This is a genomic window from Nocardia sp. CDC160, from assembly GCF_035818795.1.
Lineage (GTDB): Bacteria > Actinomycetota > Actinomycetes > Mycobacteriales > Mycobacteriaceae > Nocardia.
The window spans coordinates 1,147,034-1,161,736 of record NZ_JAYKYT010000004.1; the positions used below are offsets into that span (position 1 = coordinate 1,147,034).

General features: G+C 69.3%; 15 protein-coding genes. 3 read left to right on the forward strand and 12 right to left on the reverse strand.

Features of this window, described 5'->3' with window-relative positions; translation table 11 throughout:
• Nucleotides 1–4: 4 nt before the first annotated feature.
• From VMT40_RS26680 to VMT40_RS26715, 8 genes are all read right to left on the reverse strand, one after another.
• Nucleotides 5–1,495: an SCO6880 family protein gene (locus tag VMT40_RS26680; RefSeq protein WP_326361526.1), complete on the reverse strand. Its 1,491-nt coding sequence runs from the start codon at nt 1,493–1,495 to the stop codon at nt 5–7.
• The gene (locus VMT40_RS26685) at nt 1,492–2,976 is read right to left on the reverse strand and encodes a hypothetical protein (RefSeq protein ID WP_326361527.1); all 1,485 of its coding nucleotides are present in this window, start codon (nt 2,974–2,976) and stop codon (nt 1,492–1,494) included. The genes VMT40_RS26680 and VMT40_RS26685 overlap by 4 nt, the downstream gene beginning before the upstream one ends.
• A 52-nt stretch (nt 2,977–3,028) precedes the next feature.
• The gene (locus VMT40_RS26690) at nt 3,029–3,856 is read right to left on the reverse strand and encodes a hypothetical protein (protein WP_326361528.1); all 828 of its coding nucleotides are present in this window, start codon (nt 3,854–3,856) and stop codon (nt 3,029–3,031) included.
• A gap of 86 nt (nt 3,857–3,942) precedes the next feature.
• Nucleotides 3,943–4,242 (reverse strand): hypothetical protein, encoded by a 300-nt coding sequence (locus VMT40_RS26695; RefSeq protein ID WP_326361529.1) that lies wholly within the window; start codon nt 4,240–4,242, stop codon nt 3,943–3,945.
• Nucleotides 4,242–4,532 (reverse strand): hypothetical protein, encoded by a 291-nt coding sequence (locus VMT40_RS26700; RefSeq protein ID WP_326307929.1) that lies wholly within the window; start codon nt 4,530–4,532, stop codon nt 4,242–4,244. The genes VMT40_RS26695 and VMT40_RS26700 overlap by 1 nt, the downstream gene beginning before the upstream one ends.
• A 79-nt stretch (nt 4,533–4,611) precedes the next feature.
• Nucleotides 4,612–5,283 carry a hypothetical protein gene (locus VMT40_RS26705; protein WP_326361530.1) on the reverse strand — a complete coding sequence of 224 codons (672 nt, stop codon included), beginning with the start codon at nt 5,281–5,283 and terminating at the stop codon, nt 4,612–4,614.
• Entirely contained in the window at nt 5,280–6,152 is an 873-nt protein-coding gene (locus VMT40_RS26710; RefSeq protein WP_326361531.1) for a MinD/ParA family ATP-binding protein, read from the reverse strand. Before VMT40_RS26710 ends, VMT40_RS26705 begins: the two co-directional genes overlap by 4 nt.
• 17 nt (nt 6,153–6,169) lie before the next feature.
• Entirely contained in the window at nt 6,170–6,829 is a 660-nt protein-coding gene (locus VMT40_RS26715; protein ID WP_326361532.1) for a hypothetical protein, read from the reverse strand.
• 265 nt (nt 6,830–7,094) lie between these two features.
• Here VMT40_RS26715 and VMT40_RS26720 point away from each other — a divergent pair, with 265 nt between their 5' ends.
• Complete coding sequence (locus VMT40_RS26720) at nt 7,095–7,856, forward strand: 3-hydroxyacyl-CoA dehydrogenase (RefSeq protein WP_326361533.1); 762 nt, start codon at nt 7,095–7,097, stop codon at nt 7,854–7,856.
• A gap of 28 nt (nt 7,857–7,884) precedes the next feature.
• Here the strand turns inward: VMT40_RS26720 and VMT40_RS26725 are convergent, their stop codons facing one another.
• On the reverse strand, nt 7,885–8,646 hold the full coding sequence (locus tag VMT40_RS26725; RefSeq protein ID WP_326361761.1) for an ArsR/SmtB family transcription factor: 762 nt from the start codon (nt 8,644–8,646) through the stop codon (nt 7,885–7,887).
• Nucleotides 8,647–8,882: 236 nt separating this feature from the next.
• On the opposite strand from VMT40_RS26725, the gene VMT40_RS26730 reads away from it, so the two are divergent.
• Nucleotides 8,883–9,920: an alpha/beta hydrolase gene (locus tag VMT40_RS26730; protein ID WP_326361534.1), complete on the forward strand. Its 1,038-nt coding sequence runs from the start codon at nt 8,883–8,885 to the stop codon at nt 9,918–9,920.
• A gap of 25 nt (nt 9,921–9,945) precedes the next feature.
• Complete coding sequence (locus VMT40_RS26735) at nt 9,946–10,752, forward strand: SDR family oxidoreductase (RefSeq protein ID WP_326361535.1); 807 nt, start codon at nt 9,946–9,948, stop codon at nt 10,750–10,752.
• A 1-nt stretch (nt 10,753) separates the two neighbouring features.
• On the opposite strand, the gene VMT40_RS26740 is transcribed toward VMT40_RS26735, so the two are convergent.
• Genes VMT40_RS26740 through VMT40_RS26750 form a run of 3 tightly spaced genes read right to left on the reverse strand, consistent with a single transcriptional unit; the run spans nt 10,754 to nt 14,580 of the window.
• Entirely contained in the window at nt 10,754–11,161 is a 408-nt protein-coding gene (locus VMT40_RS26740; RefSeq protein WP_326361536.1) for a hypothetical protein, read from the reverse strand.
• Between the two features lie 39 nt (nt 11,162–11,200).
• Nucleotides 11,201–12,532, reverse strand: a complete 1,332-nt coding sequence (locus tag VMT40_RS26745) for a lipase family protein (RefSeq protein ID WP_326361537.1) — start codon at nt 12,530–12,532, stop codon at nt 11,201–11,203.
• Between the two features lie 23 nt (nt 12,533–12,555).
• Nucleotides 12,556–14,580, reverse strand: a complete 2,025-nt coding sequence (locus VMT40_RS26750) for a helix-turn-helix transcriptional regulator (protein WP_326361538.1) — start codon at nt 14,578–14,580, stop codon at nt 12,556–12,558.
• Nucleotides 14,581–14,703 lie beyond the last annotated feature (123 nt).

Here is a 14,703-nt window from a genome sequence, read left to right on the forward strand (position 1 = left end):
TGGGTTACCCCGCAAGCGCTTTCGGAATGGTGGCGTGTTCGGGGAGGATCACCCCGCAGCCGAGGGACGCCGCGAACGCGGCCGCTTGGTAGCGGTAGCAGCGGCGGATCTTGAGACGAGCCTGGGTGGAGAGGTCTCGGGTGATGGCCTCGATGCGGGGCAGGTCGCCGCGCAGCGGTTCGGTAATGGTGACCAGCGCGCCGAAGCGGGTGACGCCGTGGCCGCGGGCCTGTTCCTCGCGGGCCTGCTGGGTCGCGCCCACGCGCAGGGTGGCCGCCGCGGAGACGACGCCGCGCTCGGATTGCTGTGCCACCAGGGCGTTCTTGTAGTCGTCGTCCACGATCTGCGCGGCGTCACCGGCGGAGTGCGGGCGATAGACGATGGTGATGCGCTTGCGCGGCACTTCGGGATTGGGCGCGAGCAGCCGCTGCAGCACGCGCTCGTCGACCGCGCCCTCGGGTGCGGTGTCCATCTCCCAGGTCACCGAGCGGCCGCCGTCGTGAATGAAGTGGTCCCAGCGTTCCTCGTGCGAGACCGGGCCCGCGTCGGCCCAATCCAGGCCGTGCCCACCGGGTTCGCCCGCGGCCACCTCGAGGTCGGCCTGCGAGGCCGGATCGTAGCTGCGGCGAATGAAGGAGATGATCTCCTCGGCGGCCATGGGCTGGGCGCGAACTCCCGCCTCCGCCAGGGCCGCGCAGATGCCGGGCAGCCGCCGCCCGATCTCGACGGCCTCCTCGGCCGGGTTCTTGCGGCGCTCGGCGGTGGTGGCCTTGAACGTGATGGCCACGCGCGGCAGCAGCTGCACCCGCTCCTGCGGCAGTTCGGTGGCCAGCTCGTACATGACCTGCTGCGCCAGATCCGGCGCGTCGGGCCGGGTGATGGTGGAAACCTCGGTGAGCAAACGGTTTCCGGTCTCGGGCACGGTGTCGATGACCGGCACCACGGCCACGATGTCGGAGGTCTGGCCCAGCGAGGCCAGGAAGGTGCCCCACGCGCCGACCCAGCGGTCGATGACCGGCTGGTCGACGGCCTCGTGACCCTGCGGCCAGGCCCGCAAAACCACTGTGTACTGGGCGAACTGAGGTAGGTGGATCATGCCGAAGCTGTAGCCGCCCGCGTCGATGCCCTCGTACAACCGCGACGGGGCCATCAGCCCGGGCAGCCGGGTGACGCCGCCCGGGATCCGCGAGAAGCGTCCGCCCCGGTACACGTGCTCGCCCTTGGAACGACCGCGCAACCAATGGAACATCATCAATCCGTTCTCGTAGCCGGAGCGGCCGCCGGAGCGCCACACCAGGGGAACCATCACGACCGTGCCGATGCCCGCCACGATGGCGGCCGGTTTCGGTCCGGCGGCCAGCGCCGTCAGCAGGGCGGTGATGACGACCGCGAACCCGACCACGGTCTCACCCCAGCGCAGGCCGAAAAGTCCTGCGCTGCGGGGCTTCTGCCACAGTCCGTACGAGCGGCGCTCGTAGGTTTCGGTCATCGTCATCGCGGAATGGTGCTCCTGCCGAGGTCGGGTGAACGGTTGACCCAGCGGTCACCGGCCACGTCGCCCGCCGTGTTCTCGGCCTTGCCGAGCGAGGCGGTCGCGGCGCGGACCTGGGCGACACGGGTGGCCACGCGGGACGCGCCTGACGGTACTGCGCCGCCTCCGCCTTGCGCGGCAGGACTCGCGGCGGCGGCCGCACCGCCACCGCCTCCACCGCCGCCCGGCCGGGGCACGGGTGCCGGGCGCGGCGCCCCGCCACCACCGGGCCCGCCCGGTCCGGGCCGACCCGGCCGACCGCCGCGACCCATGCCCGCGTAGCCCGGCGCACCGGTCGCCGCGCGCGGCGCCACCGCGCGCGAACCGACCGCGCCCAGCGCCGCGATGCCGACCAGGGTGCCGGTGGTGGCGGCCAAACCCGAACCGCCGGAACCGACTATGGCCACCTCGCCCGCGGTCGCCAGGCGCATGAGCGCGGGCAGCACGAAGGCGACACTGCCGAGCAGCACGATGGAGACCAGCATGCGCTGGGCCTCGTCGGCGTCGGGCAGGTTGACGGTGCCGGTGCGGGCGTCGGTGGCGCCCGCAGTGGTGAAGGCGATCATGTAGACGATCGCGGCGACCGGCTTGTAGAGCATGAAGGCGATGATCCAGCGAATCAGCTTGTTGTAGGAGCTGCGCCCGATGCTGGTACCGGATCCGGCCGCCGCCAGCGGCAGCACGCCCGCGGCCACCACGAGCATGCCCTGGCGCACGATGGCCAGCACGATCTGGGCCAGCGCGCCGAGCAGGCCGACAATGGCGATGATCAGCACGAGACCCGGCGAGAAGGCTTGCAGTTTGGTGGTTTTCACCATCAGCTCGGCCATGTCCTTGGCGTTGCCATTGGTGGAGTCGTTGATGATCCACTCGGAGAACTTGTCCGAGGCCTGCGTCGCGGCCACGATCACCGCGCCCAGCATCCAGGAGCTGAACACCACGCGCGCGAACATCCAGAAGGAATCGGTGGCCTCACTGACCGCGGCTCCCCGTCTCGCCTGCGCGAGTTTGAGTCCGGTCAGGATCACCGACACCATCAATAGGAGTATCTGCGCTTGATAGGTGTAGTCGTTGATCTTCGTGAACAGCGTTCCCGCGTCGCTGACCCTGTCGTTGGGCAGTTTCATCCAGAACGTCAGGGCCAGGATCAAGGCCTCGCCGAGGCCGTTCATGAGCGAGTCGACGACCTTGCCGAAGGTGGAGTCCCACGCCTTGTCGCGCACGGCGGTCGCGGCGTCGCCGGGATGGGTGGCGACATTGGCCGCCTTGCACGCGGCCGAGGCGGCGTCGCCGAGCGAGATGCCGGGCACGCTGAGGCCGTCGAGGGAGTCGTGTAATTCGTTGCAGGCCGGGTCGAAACCGTACTGCTGGCCGTAGGCCACCGTCGGTGTGGCGATCATGACGGTGAAGACGACCGCGAAGATCGTGACTAGCCGCCTCAGCATGTGGTCCACCTTTCGATGGGTCGCGATGCCAGTGTTCTCGAAGAGTTCCGGTTCACCATCGGGTCCACCCCGCCAGCGAATCCACGTTCTCGGTCTGGGAGCTCTTGGAGTTCGACGGCTTGAGCCGCCAATCCCCCGCGTCCCACACCATGATCAAACGCACGGCCGCCCACCACTGTTTGTTGTCGACCACCGGCCCGCGCACGGCCAGCCGCACGATGGCCATATCGTCGGCGTAGTTCTCGATCTGGAAGGCGTCGGGGGCCACCAGGTAGCGGGTCACCTTCTCCGGCTGCTGTTTCGGCAGCCGCTGGTCGGCCAGCGCCTGGTCGTAGGCGGTGAGCTGCTCGGCGGGCACCCGCACCTCCCGCACGTACAGTTCCCGGTCGGCGGGGCGGGCATTGAGCCGGTAGGTGATCTGCGCCGCGGCCAGTGCCGCGCCCTGCGGGGTGTGCGAAAAGCCCACGGCCAGACCGTTTTCCAGCCGCGCCGGACCGTCGGAGGTGGAGAACGGCACCGATGCGCCGTAGACGCGCTGCCAGCCGTGCGGTTCGGTCAGGCCCTGGGGCGCGGCGGTGAGCCAGTCGGAGTCGGTGGCCTTGCGCTGCTTGGAATTGTCCTGCGGCAGCGGCTGTCCCGCCGAATTGTTGGGGATGTCGACGCGGCGACCGAACAGATCCACCTCGGGCGAGGCGAATCCGGTGACGCCGGTCTCGGTGGTGGTGACGGGGTCGGTGCCCGAGTTCTTCGCGCTCGGTTTCGACGAACCGTGCCCGAAATAGACCACCAGACCCGCGATGACGATCACCGCGACCAGGGCGGCCGAGGCGATGACGCCGAACGAGACGCCGTCGCGCTCGGGCGACTCCTTCTCGCTCATCGTTTCGCCTCCACGGTGTCGGTGTCGAGAGTGTGTGTGCCAGTGGACATCTGTGTGCCGGTGGACAATGGAGCTGCTCGTATCCCTCAGGTCGGCAGCAGGGCCAGCGCGATGCCGCTGGCCGAGGTCGCCATGATCGCGCCCAGCAGGCTCATCACCACCCCGTGCGTGGCATCGTTGGCGGCCAGGTCGTCGCGGAAGGCGTACCAGAGCCGTCCGGCGGCCAGGATCATCCAGGCCAGGCAGAACAGCAGCACGCACCACAGCAGCCAGTCGATGAGCTGCATGAGCGGGCGCAGCACATCCGCGGGCATCTGCTTGTAGGCCAGGACCGTGTCCAACCTGTAGGCAAGCACAGTGTCCAGTCCCACCGCGGCCGTGGACATTACGTGATCACTGCGTTCATGATCGTGCCCGCGCTCGTGGCGACGATTCCTCCGATCATGGCCCCGGCCACCATCTTCGGCGACTCCAAACCGCCTCCTGTCCACTTCTCCCAGGCGAACCGGCCACCGGCGTAGGTGATGCCCAGGATTCCCGACAACAGAACGAACCAGGTGAAGTACCGCACCAGCTTCAGCAATTTGTCCGACGCGGGCGGCGCCTCCGGGGTCGGATTCCCGACCTGCGCGAGGAACTGGCCGTACGCGTCGTGTACGGCGAGGAGCATGCTCATTGTCTGTCCTTCTCGAAAAGCGAACTGCTAGTGACAATCAACCGGGAAACCGTTTGCGCACAACACATTCCATTATTGATCATGATCGCTCCTCCGAATCCGAGGCATCGGAGCGGGGGGCATCGAGAGCATCCTGTACCGCGGCCACGATGCCGGAGCCGAGCTCCCGCACATCGGGCGTAATCTCCTCCAAGGGATCGGATTTGCGCTTGCGCTGCTGGGGCAGCGGATCGCCGGGCGACCACACCGGCAGCTGATCGGGCTCCACCAGCGTCCATTCCTCGTGCCACGGCAGCTGCCACACCTGACCCGCCAGCGAACCGACGACATCGCGGTAGCGGCGGATCTCGGCCGGGATGCGGCCCGGGCGCGCGGCCACGGTGATCAGCCCCAGCACCTCGCTCGGGCCCGCGAGCCCGGCGTGATGCTGGCGCAGCAGATCGTGGGCGCGGGTGAGTCCGGCGATGGTCTCGCGGGCCACCAGCACCACGAACGGGGATTCCCGCTCGAACACGCCCGGCCAGCGTCGATACGAATCCGCCGCGGGCGCAAGCACATGCGAGAGCGTGGTCGCCCCCGCGCCGCCGTGGACGCCGAGCAGCCACACCAGCGGGGCGCGACCGCCGCCGGGGACGGGTCGGTCCCAGATGGGTGCGCGACGGGATTCGGGCGGTGGCACCACTCCGGCCGCCATGGCGGCCCCTGGGCTGTTCTTCCGGGCGGATCGACGTTCGGTCATGGCTGCGGTCATGATGCCACTCCAGCAAGCAGGCGGCGATACGCGCGGCGTGTCTCGGCGGCCAGGTTGCTGTGCCGCACCAGCTCTCCACGCGCGAGGTGTGGGTCATAGGGTATCTCGACGATTTCGCGCACCCAGCCGTCCAAATGCTCCCGCAAATGATCAGCGATACGAGAATCGCTGCCCGGCAACTGATGTGACACGACAATCGTGGTGTCGCCGACGATCCCGTCGCCCTGACCCTCGCCCTGACCGAACTGGTCGTCGAGCCACTCCAGGGTGACCCGCAACCGGTTGGCGGCGTCCACGCGCGCCGGAATCGCCAGCACCAGCGCGATATCGGCGTCCTCGAGCAGCGGGCGCAGATGCCGCGAGGCGATCGGGCTGCCGCCGTCGTAGACCGGGGTGTAGCCGGTCTCGCCGAGCGCGCGGGCCACGGTGAGATAGGTGGCGCGGCGGCGCAGCGGCGCGGGATCGCGCCACAGCAGGCCAATTCCGGAGGTCGCGCGCGAGAGGCATTCCTTGAGCGGGGCGGCCTCGTCGTCGCCGCGGCCATACAGCCAGGCCTGCAGGCTGATCGGGCTCAGGTGCTCGTCGGCGCCGCGCAGCGCGAGGTCGCTGCCCGCGAAGGTGCCGTCCACGGCCACGGTGCGATCACCGGCGGCGGCCATCTCCCCCGCGATGCCCAGTGCCGTGGTGGTGGTGCCCGCGCCGCCGCAGCCGCCCACCACCAGGATCGGGCGAATCGCGGGACCCTCGTCACCACCGTCGCCGCGACGCTTGCGCAAGCGCACTACCGGAGCCTTGGAACGCGCGGCACGGCCCGTCGATTCGCCCGCTTCGGGCTTTTCGTCGAGCCAGCGGCTCCAGTCCTGATCCATTGTCTCCGCTCTCCTCGTTATCCGGCCGGTACGCTGGCGGCGGGTCCATGGTCGCCGACGATCGCGAAGGCCGTCATTTCGTTGTACGCCGCCACGACGGCGATCGGGCCGGAACCGGGACCGGCCGCGGGTGTGCCGATGGATTGCGCAGTGCCGCCATGAGAATTCAGCACATATAGGGCAACTCCACCGACGATGGCTAGCAAAACAATGGCAACAATTAAGAAGCCCAGGCCGAAAAGCCGTCGGGCCCGGCCGGGTTGGGGCCGGGTGGAGACCTCGTCGGACACCGCGTCCAACAACTGTGACGCCCGATCGGTGGCCGGTGCGGCGGTTTCGGCGGTGTCGGAAGGAAATTCGACGACCGCGCTGCCGCGGTAACGCGGCGGCGGTGTGTGGGAATCGGTCTCCGTCCGCCCGGTCATCCAATCCGACCAGGCGCCGTCGAAGTGATTGCGGCGCAGCACCGATTCCGGGATCGGCGGGATCTCGTCCTCGGGTTCGGCGTCCTGGATGTAGTGCGGGAAGCGGGCCGGGCCCTGCCCGTCGTCGAAAACCGCGTCACCGTCGGGCTGTTCGAGCACGGGGGCCTGGCTGGCCGGGTCGAGGGCCGGGTACCAGCGCGAGACTTTTTTGTACGACTTCAACATTCCCGCTACGGGCACGTCGCTCGGCATCGTCTGACCCTCTCGGCGGTCGGTCGTGGCTGACGGTGTGTTGTCGTCGGTCTCTGCGAGGCCCGTCGGAACGGTCCCGATCGGAAATTCTCTCGCATGAACAGGATTCCAACGACACGACGCGCCGCGCGACACACCCTTGAATCCGCGCGCGCGTGCGAGTAGCAAGACTCGCGCCATCGCGTGAACGCCACGCCGACAGGGTGGTCTTCCCTCGGTCCCGCCCAGAATCTACATTAACAAGACCAAGAATTTTGGAGGTTTTGTGAAGACAGCTGACATCGCCGCGGTCGTGACCGGTGGCGCTTCCGGGCTGGGCCTGGCCACCGTGCGCGAACTGCACGCGGCAGGTGCAAAGGTCGTTATCCTCGATCTTCCCTCGTCCGACGGCAAGGCCATCGCCGAGGAACTCGGTGAGCGCGTGGTGTTCTCGCCCGGCGACGTGACCAGCGAAGCGGATGTGAGCGCCGCGCTGGACGCCGCCCAGGCGCTCGGGACGCTGCGAATCGCGGTGAACTGCGCGGGAATCGGCAATGCCATCAAGACGGTCGGCAAGCAGGGCGCGTTCCCGCTGGACGCCTTCACCAAGATCATCAACGTTAACCTGATCGGAACGTTCAATGTGATCCGCCTGGCCGCCGAGCGCATCTCGACGGTCGAGGAGGCCGACGGCGAGCGCGGCGTCATCGTCAACACCGCGTCGGTCGCCGCCTACGACGGCCAGATCGGCCAGGCCGCCTACTCCGCCTCCAAGGGCGGTATCGTCGGCCTGACCCTCCCGGTCGCCCGCGACCTGGCGTCGTACAAGATTCGCGTGATGACCATCGCGCCGGGCCTGTTCCACACCCCGCTGTTCGCGACCCTGCCGCAGCAGGCCATCGACGCACTGGGCGCGCAGGTCCCGCACCCGTCGCGCCTGGGCGACCCGGCCGAGTACGCGGCCCTGGTCCGCCACATTGTCGAGAACCCGATGCTCAACGGTGAGGTCATCCGGCTGGACGGCGCGATCCGCATGGCACCGCGCTGAATCGGGTACAGCCCCGCGCTAGTTTCGGTTACATCTCCCAGGGCTGCTGCGGCAGGGCCTTGCCGGTTTCCAGCAGGGACTTGAGGTTGGCCAGCACGGCTGGCCAACCGCTCGAAATACCCTGCAGCATTTCCTCATTGGGCAGGTTCTCGTGGGTGACGGTGAGCCGCACGATGTCCTGGTGCGGCTCGACCAGGAAGGTCACCACCGACGGCGAGCGATCCTCCTCGGGCGAATCCTCGAAGGTCAGCACCAGCTTGGTGGGCGGATCGGATTCGAGGATCTTGCCGACCACATCGACCTTGCCGGAACCGTCGGCCCGCCGGTGCTCCCAGGGCGAGCCCACCTGCCAGTCCGAGATGTTCTCATGACCCCAGTACTGCGCGGTGAGATCGGCGTCGGTGAGCGCCTTCCACACCTGCTCGGCGGTGGCGTGGATGTAGGTGACGTAGACATAGTTCGGGATCGTGGTGGCGGTCATGGCGTACTCCTCTGCTCGGTCTTTGATGGCACGCAGGACATCCAGCCGGGGGCGATCGAAGACGGAGATCCAGCGCTGTTCGATGTCGTGAATCGGTGTCGGATTGATGTAGTGCACCCGCTCGCGACCGCGCCGCAGCACGGTCACCAGCCCCGCCTTCTCGAGAATGTCGAGGTGCTGGGTCACGGACTGCCGGGCCATGTCGACGCGTTCACACAGCTCGCGCAGGGTCTGACCGTTCTGCTCCCGCAACCTGTCGAGCAGTAGGCGGCGGGTGCCGTCGGCCAGGGCCTTGAAAACCGCGTCCATATCGGGTTCGGATGGCACGTCAAAATTATGCAGGCATTTACCTGCATAAGTCAACGGCGTGACTCGGAGCCCTATCGGACGAACCATTGACATTTCTCGCCACCGCAGCGGGATTGCGTTCTCGGACATGACAATCCGTGCGCCGCACGCCAAGATGATCAACGGCCCTCGGCCAGCATTTGACACTGTTGTCTCACCAGCGCCCCGGCGGTTTCGCGGCGCGGACAGGAGCGCCCGTGGCGTCACAGCCGCAGACTTCGGACCCGGCGTCGACGGTGATCGTGGAGACGATCCGCCCCGCGCGCCTCGGCACCCGGCTCGCGCATCCCGTCCTGCGCACCACCCTGCAGCAGTTCCTGCGCGCCGGGGCCTGGGTTGCCGATCGGGGTCCGCGGCCCGCCAAGCTGATCTTCACCGCGACCCGGCTGTCCGAGAAGCCCGCGCGAATCCTGGGCTCCCCGCGCGGCATTCGCCGCGAACCCGTCGACTTCGAGCACTTCGACGCCGAATGGCTGTGGAGCGCACCGGTTCCCGATCCGCGCGTGGATCGCGAGGCCGCGCTGCTGTACTTCCACGGTGGCGCGTTCATCGCGGGCGGCCTCAACAGCTACCGCCGACACACCGCGCGCATGGCCGCGCTGAGCGAGCTGCCAGTGCTCACCGTGGACTATCGACAGCTGCCCGATGCCCATCCCAACCAGAGCCTCGATGACGCGCTCACCGCGTACCGGCATCTGCTGGCCGAGGGCTTTCCGCCCGAGCAGATCATTGTCGCCGGTGATTCCGCGGGCGGCGGGCTGGCGCTGCGACTGGCGCTGACGCTGCGTGAGCTGGGTCTGCCGCTGCCGGTGGCCCTTTCGGTCACCTCACCGTGGGCGGATTTCGATTCGACCGCCCGGCTGGCGCATCCGAACGCCCGCTACGACGCGGTGCTGCCCGCGATCGGACCCGACATGGTGGTGCGCCGCGGCATCGCGATCGACGGTGTTTTGGATCCGTCCTGGTCGGTGGTGAACCACGACTTCACCGGTCTGCCACCGATTCTGCTGCAGGTCGGTTCCCGCGAGATGCTGCTCGCCGACGCCCTGGCGGTGGCCCGGCGCGCCGAGGCCGCGGACGTCCCACTGCGCCTGCAGATCCGGCCCAGCGCCCCACACACCCTCATCCATTTGGGTGCGGACCTGCTGGCCGACGGCCGCGACGCCGCCCGCGACGCGGCCGAATTCCACCGTGCGATGATCGAATCCGGGCGCGCGGGCCGCTCTGCTGCCTGACCGTCCCCCGATCAGAGAGGCTCCGATGTCCCAGCCCGCCACGACTTCCCAACCGGCCGTCTTCATTACCGGTGCCGCCGCCGGAATCGGGCGGGCCATCGCCACCCGTTTCGCCCGCGAGGGCTGGACGGTCGGCCTCTACGACATCGACGCCGAAGCCGTCCGCGCGACCGCGCGGGAAATCGGCGGCACCACCGTGACCGGTGCCTTCGATGTCACCGATACCGCCGGTTGGGACCGCGCGCTGAAGGAATTCGCCGACGCCGCAGGCCGTCTCGACCTGCTCGTCAACAACGCGGGCATCCTGTACTCCGGCCCGTTCGCCGACATCCCCCTCGACCGTCACCACCGTCTCATCGACGTCAATATCAAGGGCGTCCTCAACGGCTGCCACGCCGCGCTCCCCTATCTCCGCGCAACCCCCGGCAGCCGGGTCATCAATCTGGCCTCCGCCTCGGCGCTGTACGGCCCGCCCGGACTGGCCACCTACGGCGCGACCAAGGCCGCCGTGCGCAGTCTGACCGAGGCCCTCGACCTGGAGTGGCGTCGCTACGGCATCCCCGTCAGCGACCTGCTCCCGGTGTTCGTGGCCACCGACATGATGACCGAGGTCAATCGCGGCTCGAAGGCGGCAGGCACCCTGGGCGTCCACCTCACCCCCGAGGACGTGGCGGAATCCGTGTGGCACACCGCGACCGCGCGCCGCGCCTGGAGCGGCCCGCACGTCCTGGTGGGCCTGCAAACCAAACTGACCGGCTTGGCGCTCCGCCTCTCCCCGCCCTGGCTGACGCGTTCCTTCGTCGGCTGGATCAGCAAGGCCGATTCGCTCTAGCTCACAGTGCGGACAGGTCGCCGACGATGAAGATCACCAGTCCGATCGTCATGGTCAGCGCCCCGGCCAGCCCGAGCGGCGCCGTGCGCGCCTTGTCCGCGAATTCGTCCCCGACACCGCTGAGCCAGTTGATGGTGTCCTTGGCCGCGATGAGAATGCCGGACACGACGACCAGCCACGCGGCGGTCACGTTCCAACCGCTGGACAGACTCGACAGCCGGGCGGCGAAAACCAGGCCGAACAGAATGACGCCCTGCAGCACCGCGCCCACATGGGTGACGGTCAGATACCGGGGCGTGGGCGGATTTCCGGCGCGCATGCGCAATGCGATCATCGGATAGCCGAGGAGGGCCCCGTAGGTCAGGGTCAGCAGGCCGCCGACGATGAGGATCTTGTCGGCTTCCGTCATGGCCAACCCCTTTCAGAGGCCTCCACGATAGGAGCGTGATCACTGGATTTCCCGGAATTCCGGGGAATCGATGCGCGAGTGCGACTCGGCTGGCGAGGGTGCGGCCGACCCGCCCACCGGACTGCCCGTCACCGCCCGCGCGAGGACGGCGACCAGGCCCAGATAGCCGCGCAGGGCGGCGACCGAAAGCGCCAGCGACGGCACGGTTTCGGTGGTTCCGGCCGGAAGCGGCCGTCCGGCGAACCGGTCGGCCAGCCAGTTCTCACACAGCGGCGCGGCCACCACGGCCAAACTGACGTGCCCGGCGAGCACATCGCGTACATAACGGACAGACGTGCCGGTAGCGCGGTAGCGGTCGATCAGGTAATCGACATTCCCGCACGGAATGATCAGATCGTGCACGCCCTGCACCACCAGGATCGGGAAGCGCGGCGGCCGCGCGCCGGGCTCGATATCGGCGAGCACGGCCCGCACCTGCGGCAGGGTGCGCAGGGTGGCCAGGGCCAGACCCTCGTGATCGTCGACGCCGGATCGGGCGCTGCGCAACAACAGTGGGATGGTGGCGCTGGTCTCGGCCCGGTCGAGCAGGGCCAGCGAGGCCGCGTCGAGGTGTTCGCGCAGGCTGCGATCCAGGGCCGGGTAGGCGCGCCGCAGGCCCGCCAGGCACAGGGTGGCCAGCCCGCCGAAGGTCGACCCATTGAGCCGGAAGAAGGTGGATTCCAGCGACCCGACCGGCGAACCCAGCACCGCGGCAAGGATATTCAGCTCCGGTGCGTAGCTGGCCGCGAGTTCGGCCGCCCAGGTGGTGGCCAGCCCGCCACCGGAGTAACCCCACAGCGCGACCGGCGAATCCACGGGCCGGTTCAGGAAACTCAGCGTGGCGCGCAAGCCGTCCAGGGTGCGGTGGCCGGGTTCACGGGGCGCGCCGAACCGACCGGCCGTCCCGGTGTGATCGGGCACCGACACCGCCCAGCCCCGGGTCAGCGCGTGCTCGATGAGCAGCAGCTCGAACTGCGGCACCGACCCCAGTGCCCGCGCACCGCGCCGAAAAGCGTACGACGGCAGGCATTTCGAGGCGACGGCGTCGATGGCGCACTGGAACGAGACGATCGGCCGGTCGAGATCGTCGGGGTCAGCGTCGCCGGGCAGCAGCACCGTGGTCACCGTCGCCTCGGGCCGCCCGCGCAGGTCGGTGCTGCGAAACAGCAACTGGGTGGCCGTGATTCGCTGCGGTATGCGCCCGAACAGCGCCACCCGCACGGGCCGCGACCGCAGGATCGCACCGGGTGCGACCCGGCCCAGCCCCCGCGGCCGCCGATAGAACGGATCCTGTTCGGGCAGTGGAAGTTCCCCGGACCGAGACGCGACCATGCCAATCCCCTTTCGACGAACGGTTATCCGACAGCGGTGCGCGCGCTCACCTCCGGGTGCGAATTCCTCGACTGGGAGTAGGCGGCCAACGCGAACCGCAGCTCCCCCCGACGCGCCACCGCGAGCTTGCGATACACCCGGGTCAAATGCTGTTCCACCGTGCTGGTGGTAATGCACAGCACCTCGGCGATATCGCGATTGCGGTTGCCGAGCGCGGCCAGTTCGGCCACCCGCCGCTCGGCCGGACTCAAGGCCTCACCACCCCCGGTACCCGCGGCTTCCCGTGGCGTGCCCTCCGCACCGGACTCCGCCCGCAAACGCGTCAGCAGCGGCTCACCACCACAGGATTCGGCCAGCCGCGCCGCCTCCCGCAGCGGCGGCCGGGCCCGATCCACCTCGCCCAGCGCACGATAGGCAGCACCGAGATCGGCCAGCACCGTGGCCAATTCGAACTCGTCGCCCCCGGCCCGGGCCAGCGCCGCGGCGCGACGCAGCAGTGTCACCCGGCGCAGCGGATCGCTGGTCGCGGCCAGCACCCGCAGCGACACCCCACCGGTGTGATGTCGTTCGGCCCCGCCGATCGCGTCCAGGTGGCGGGTGGCGAAGTTCTGCGCCTGCCACTGCTGTCCGGCCGCCAGGCTGGCCACCGCCAGATCATTGCGCCACGGCGCGAATCCGGGAAAGTCCATGCCCCATTCGTCCATGAGCCGCCCGCATCGGCGGAAGTGCCGCAGCGCCTCCTCGGGTCGCCCGGTGGCCAGGCAGTGCTCGCCGTAGGCGCGCAGATAGCCCAGCGCGAAACGGGATTCGAACATGGCACGCGGCACCGGCCGCTCCAGTTGCGCGGCGGCCTCGGCGTGGCGGCCCTGCGCGGTGAGCGCCCGCACCAGCACCGCGACCGGCCTGCCCACCCAGACGCCGAGCTGTTCGGCGGGCAGCAGATTGAGCGCGATCAGGGCGTGCCCGGCCGCCTCCACCAGATTGCCCTTGCGCAGCAGGGTTTCCGCGCGCGCCGACGCGAACAACGCCTGCCAGGTCGGGGCGCGGCGCGCGGTCGCCTCGGCGAGCAGCGAGGCGCACCAGGCGTCGGCGGCCTCCAACCGGTCGGTGTAGAGCAGGCAGTCCACGGCCGCCACCAGCACCTCGACCGTGGCGGGCGTCAGCCGGTGCTGGGCCAGAATGCGCTGCGCGGCGGCGGCGATCTCGGTGCCCGGGCGCTCCTCGCGCAGCGCTGTCAGCAGCACCGCGGCCTGACGATGCGGCGAATCCCGTTCCGGCGGTGCGGAATCGATGCCGAACCGGTCGCGCACCAGCCAGGTGTTGCGCTGCGCCTGCACCGGATGGGTGTACCGCAGCCAGGCCCCGAGGAAGGCGAGTCGATCCGCGAGCGCCCGAGCCCCGTCCGCGTCCCGGCGGAGTCGGACCAGTGCGTGATCGGCGTGCAGCACGTACCCGTGCCAGAGCATGTGCAGCACGGTCATGGGCAGGTCCGCGTACGGCACCCGCCCGGTCCGCAGCGCCGCCTTGAGCCGTCCGAAATTGCGGGTGCGACTGGACGGATTGATCCGCCATTCGACCGCCACCAGCCGGGTGGCGATGGCCGCCCGCTCGTCGGCCCGCCGACTGGCTCGATACGCCAGCTCCAAATAGGTTCCGGCGCTGTCCAATTCGTCGGCCTCGTAGGCATTGTCGGCCACTTCGACGAGCACCTGGGCCGCCCACGACCCGCGCGCGTCCCCGGCCTCGACGAGGTGACGGGCCACCGCGTCGGCCGGGAAACCCGCGCGGCACAACAGCTCCGCGGCACCGGCGTGCAGCAGCCGACGATCGGGGTCGGGCAGTTCGCGCAGGACGGCCGCGGCCATCTCCGGATGGGGACGGCACTCCCCCACGATCAGTCCCGCGCTCGCCAATTCCGCCACCAGCGTGCGGATCTCGTCGAGATCCGCGTCGAGCAGCGCCGCCACCCGCCCGATCTCGGCGGCCTCCCCCAGCACCGCGACGGCCCGCGCGACTCGCAGCCGCTCGGCCTCCGCCGAACATCGCATCCCCCCACCGGCCCCCACCGGCATGTCTTCTCGGCCCCGAGCGACCGACCGCGCCATCTGACGTCCCTTCACCGATCGGATGCGCCCGACTGACAGACATGGCACGGCGAACTTCGGTGTGCT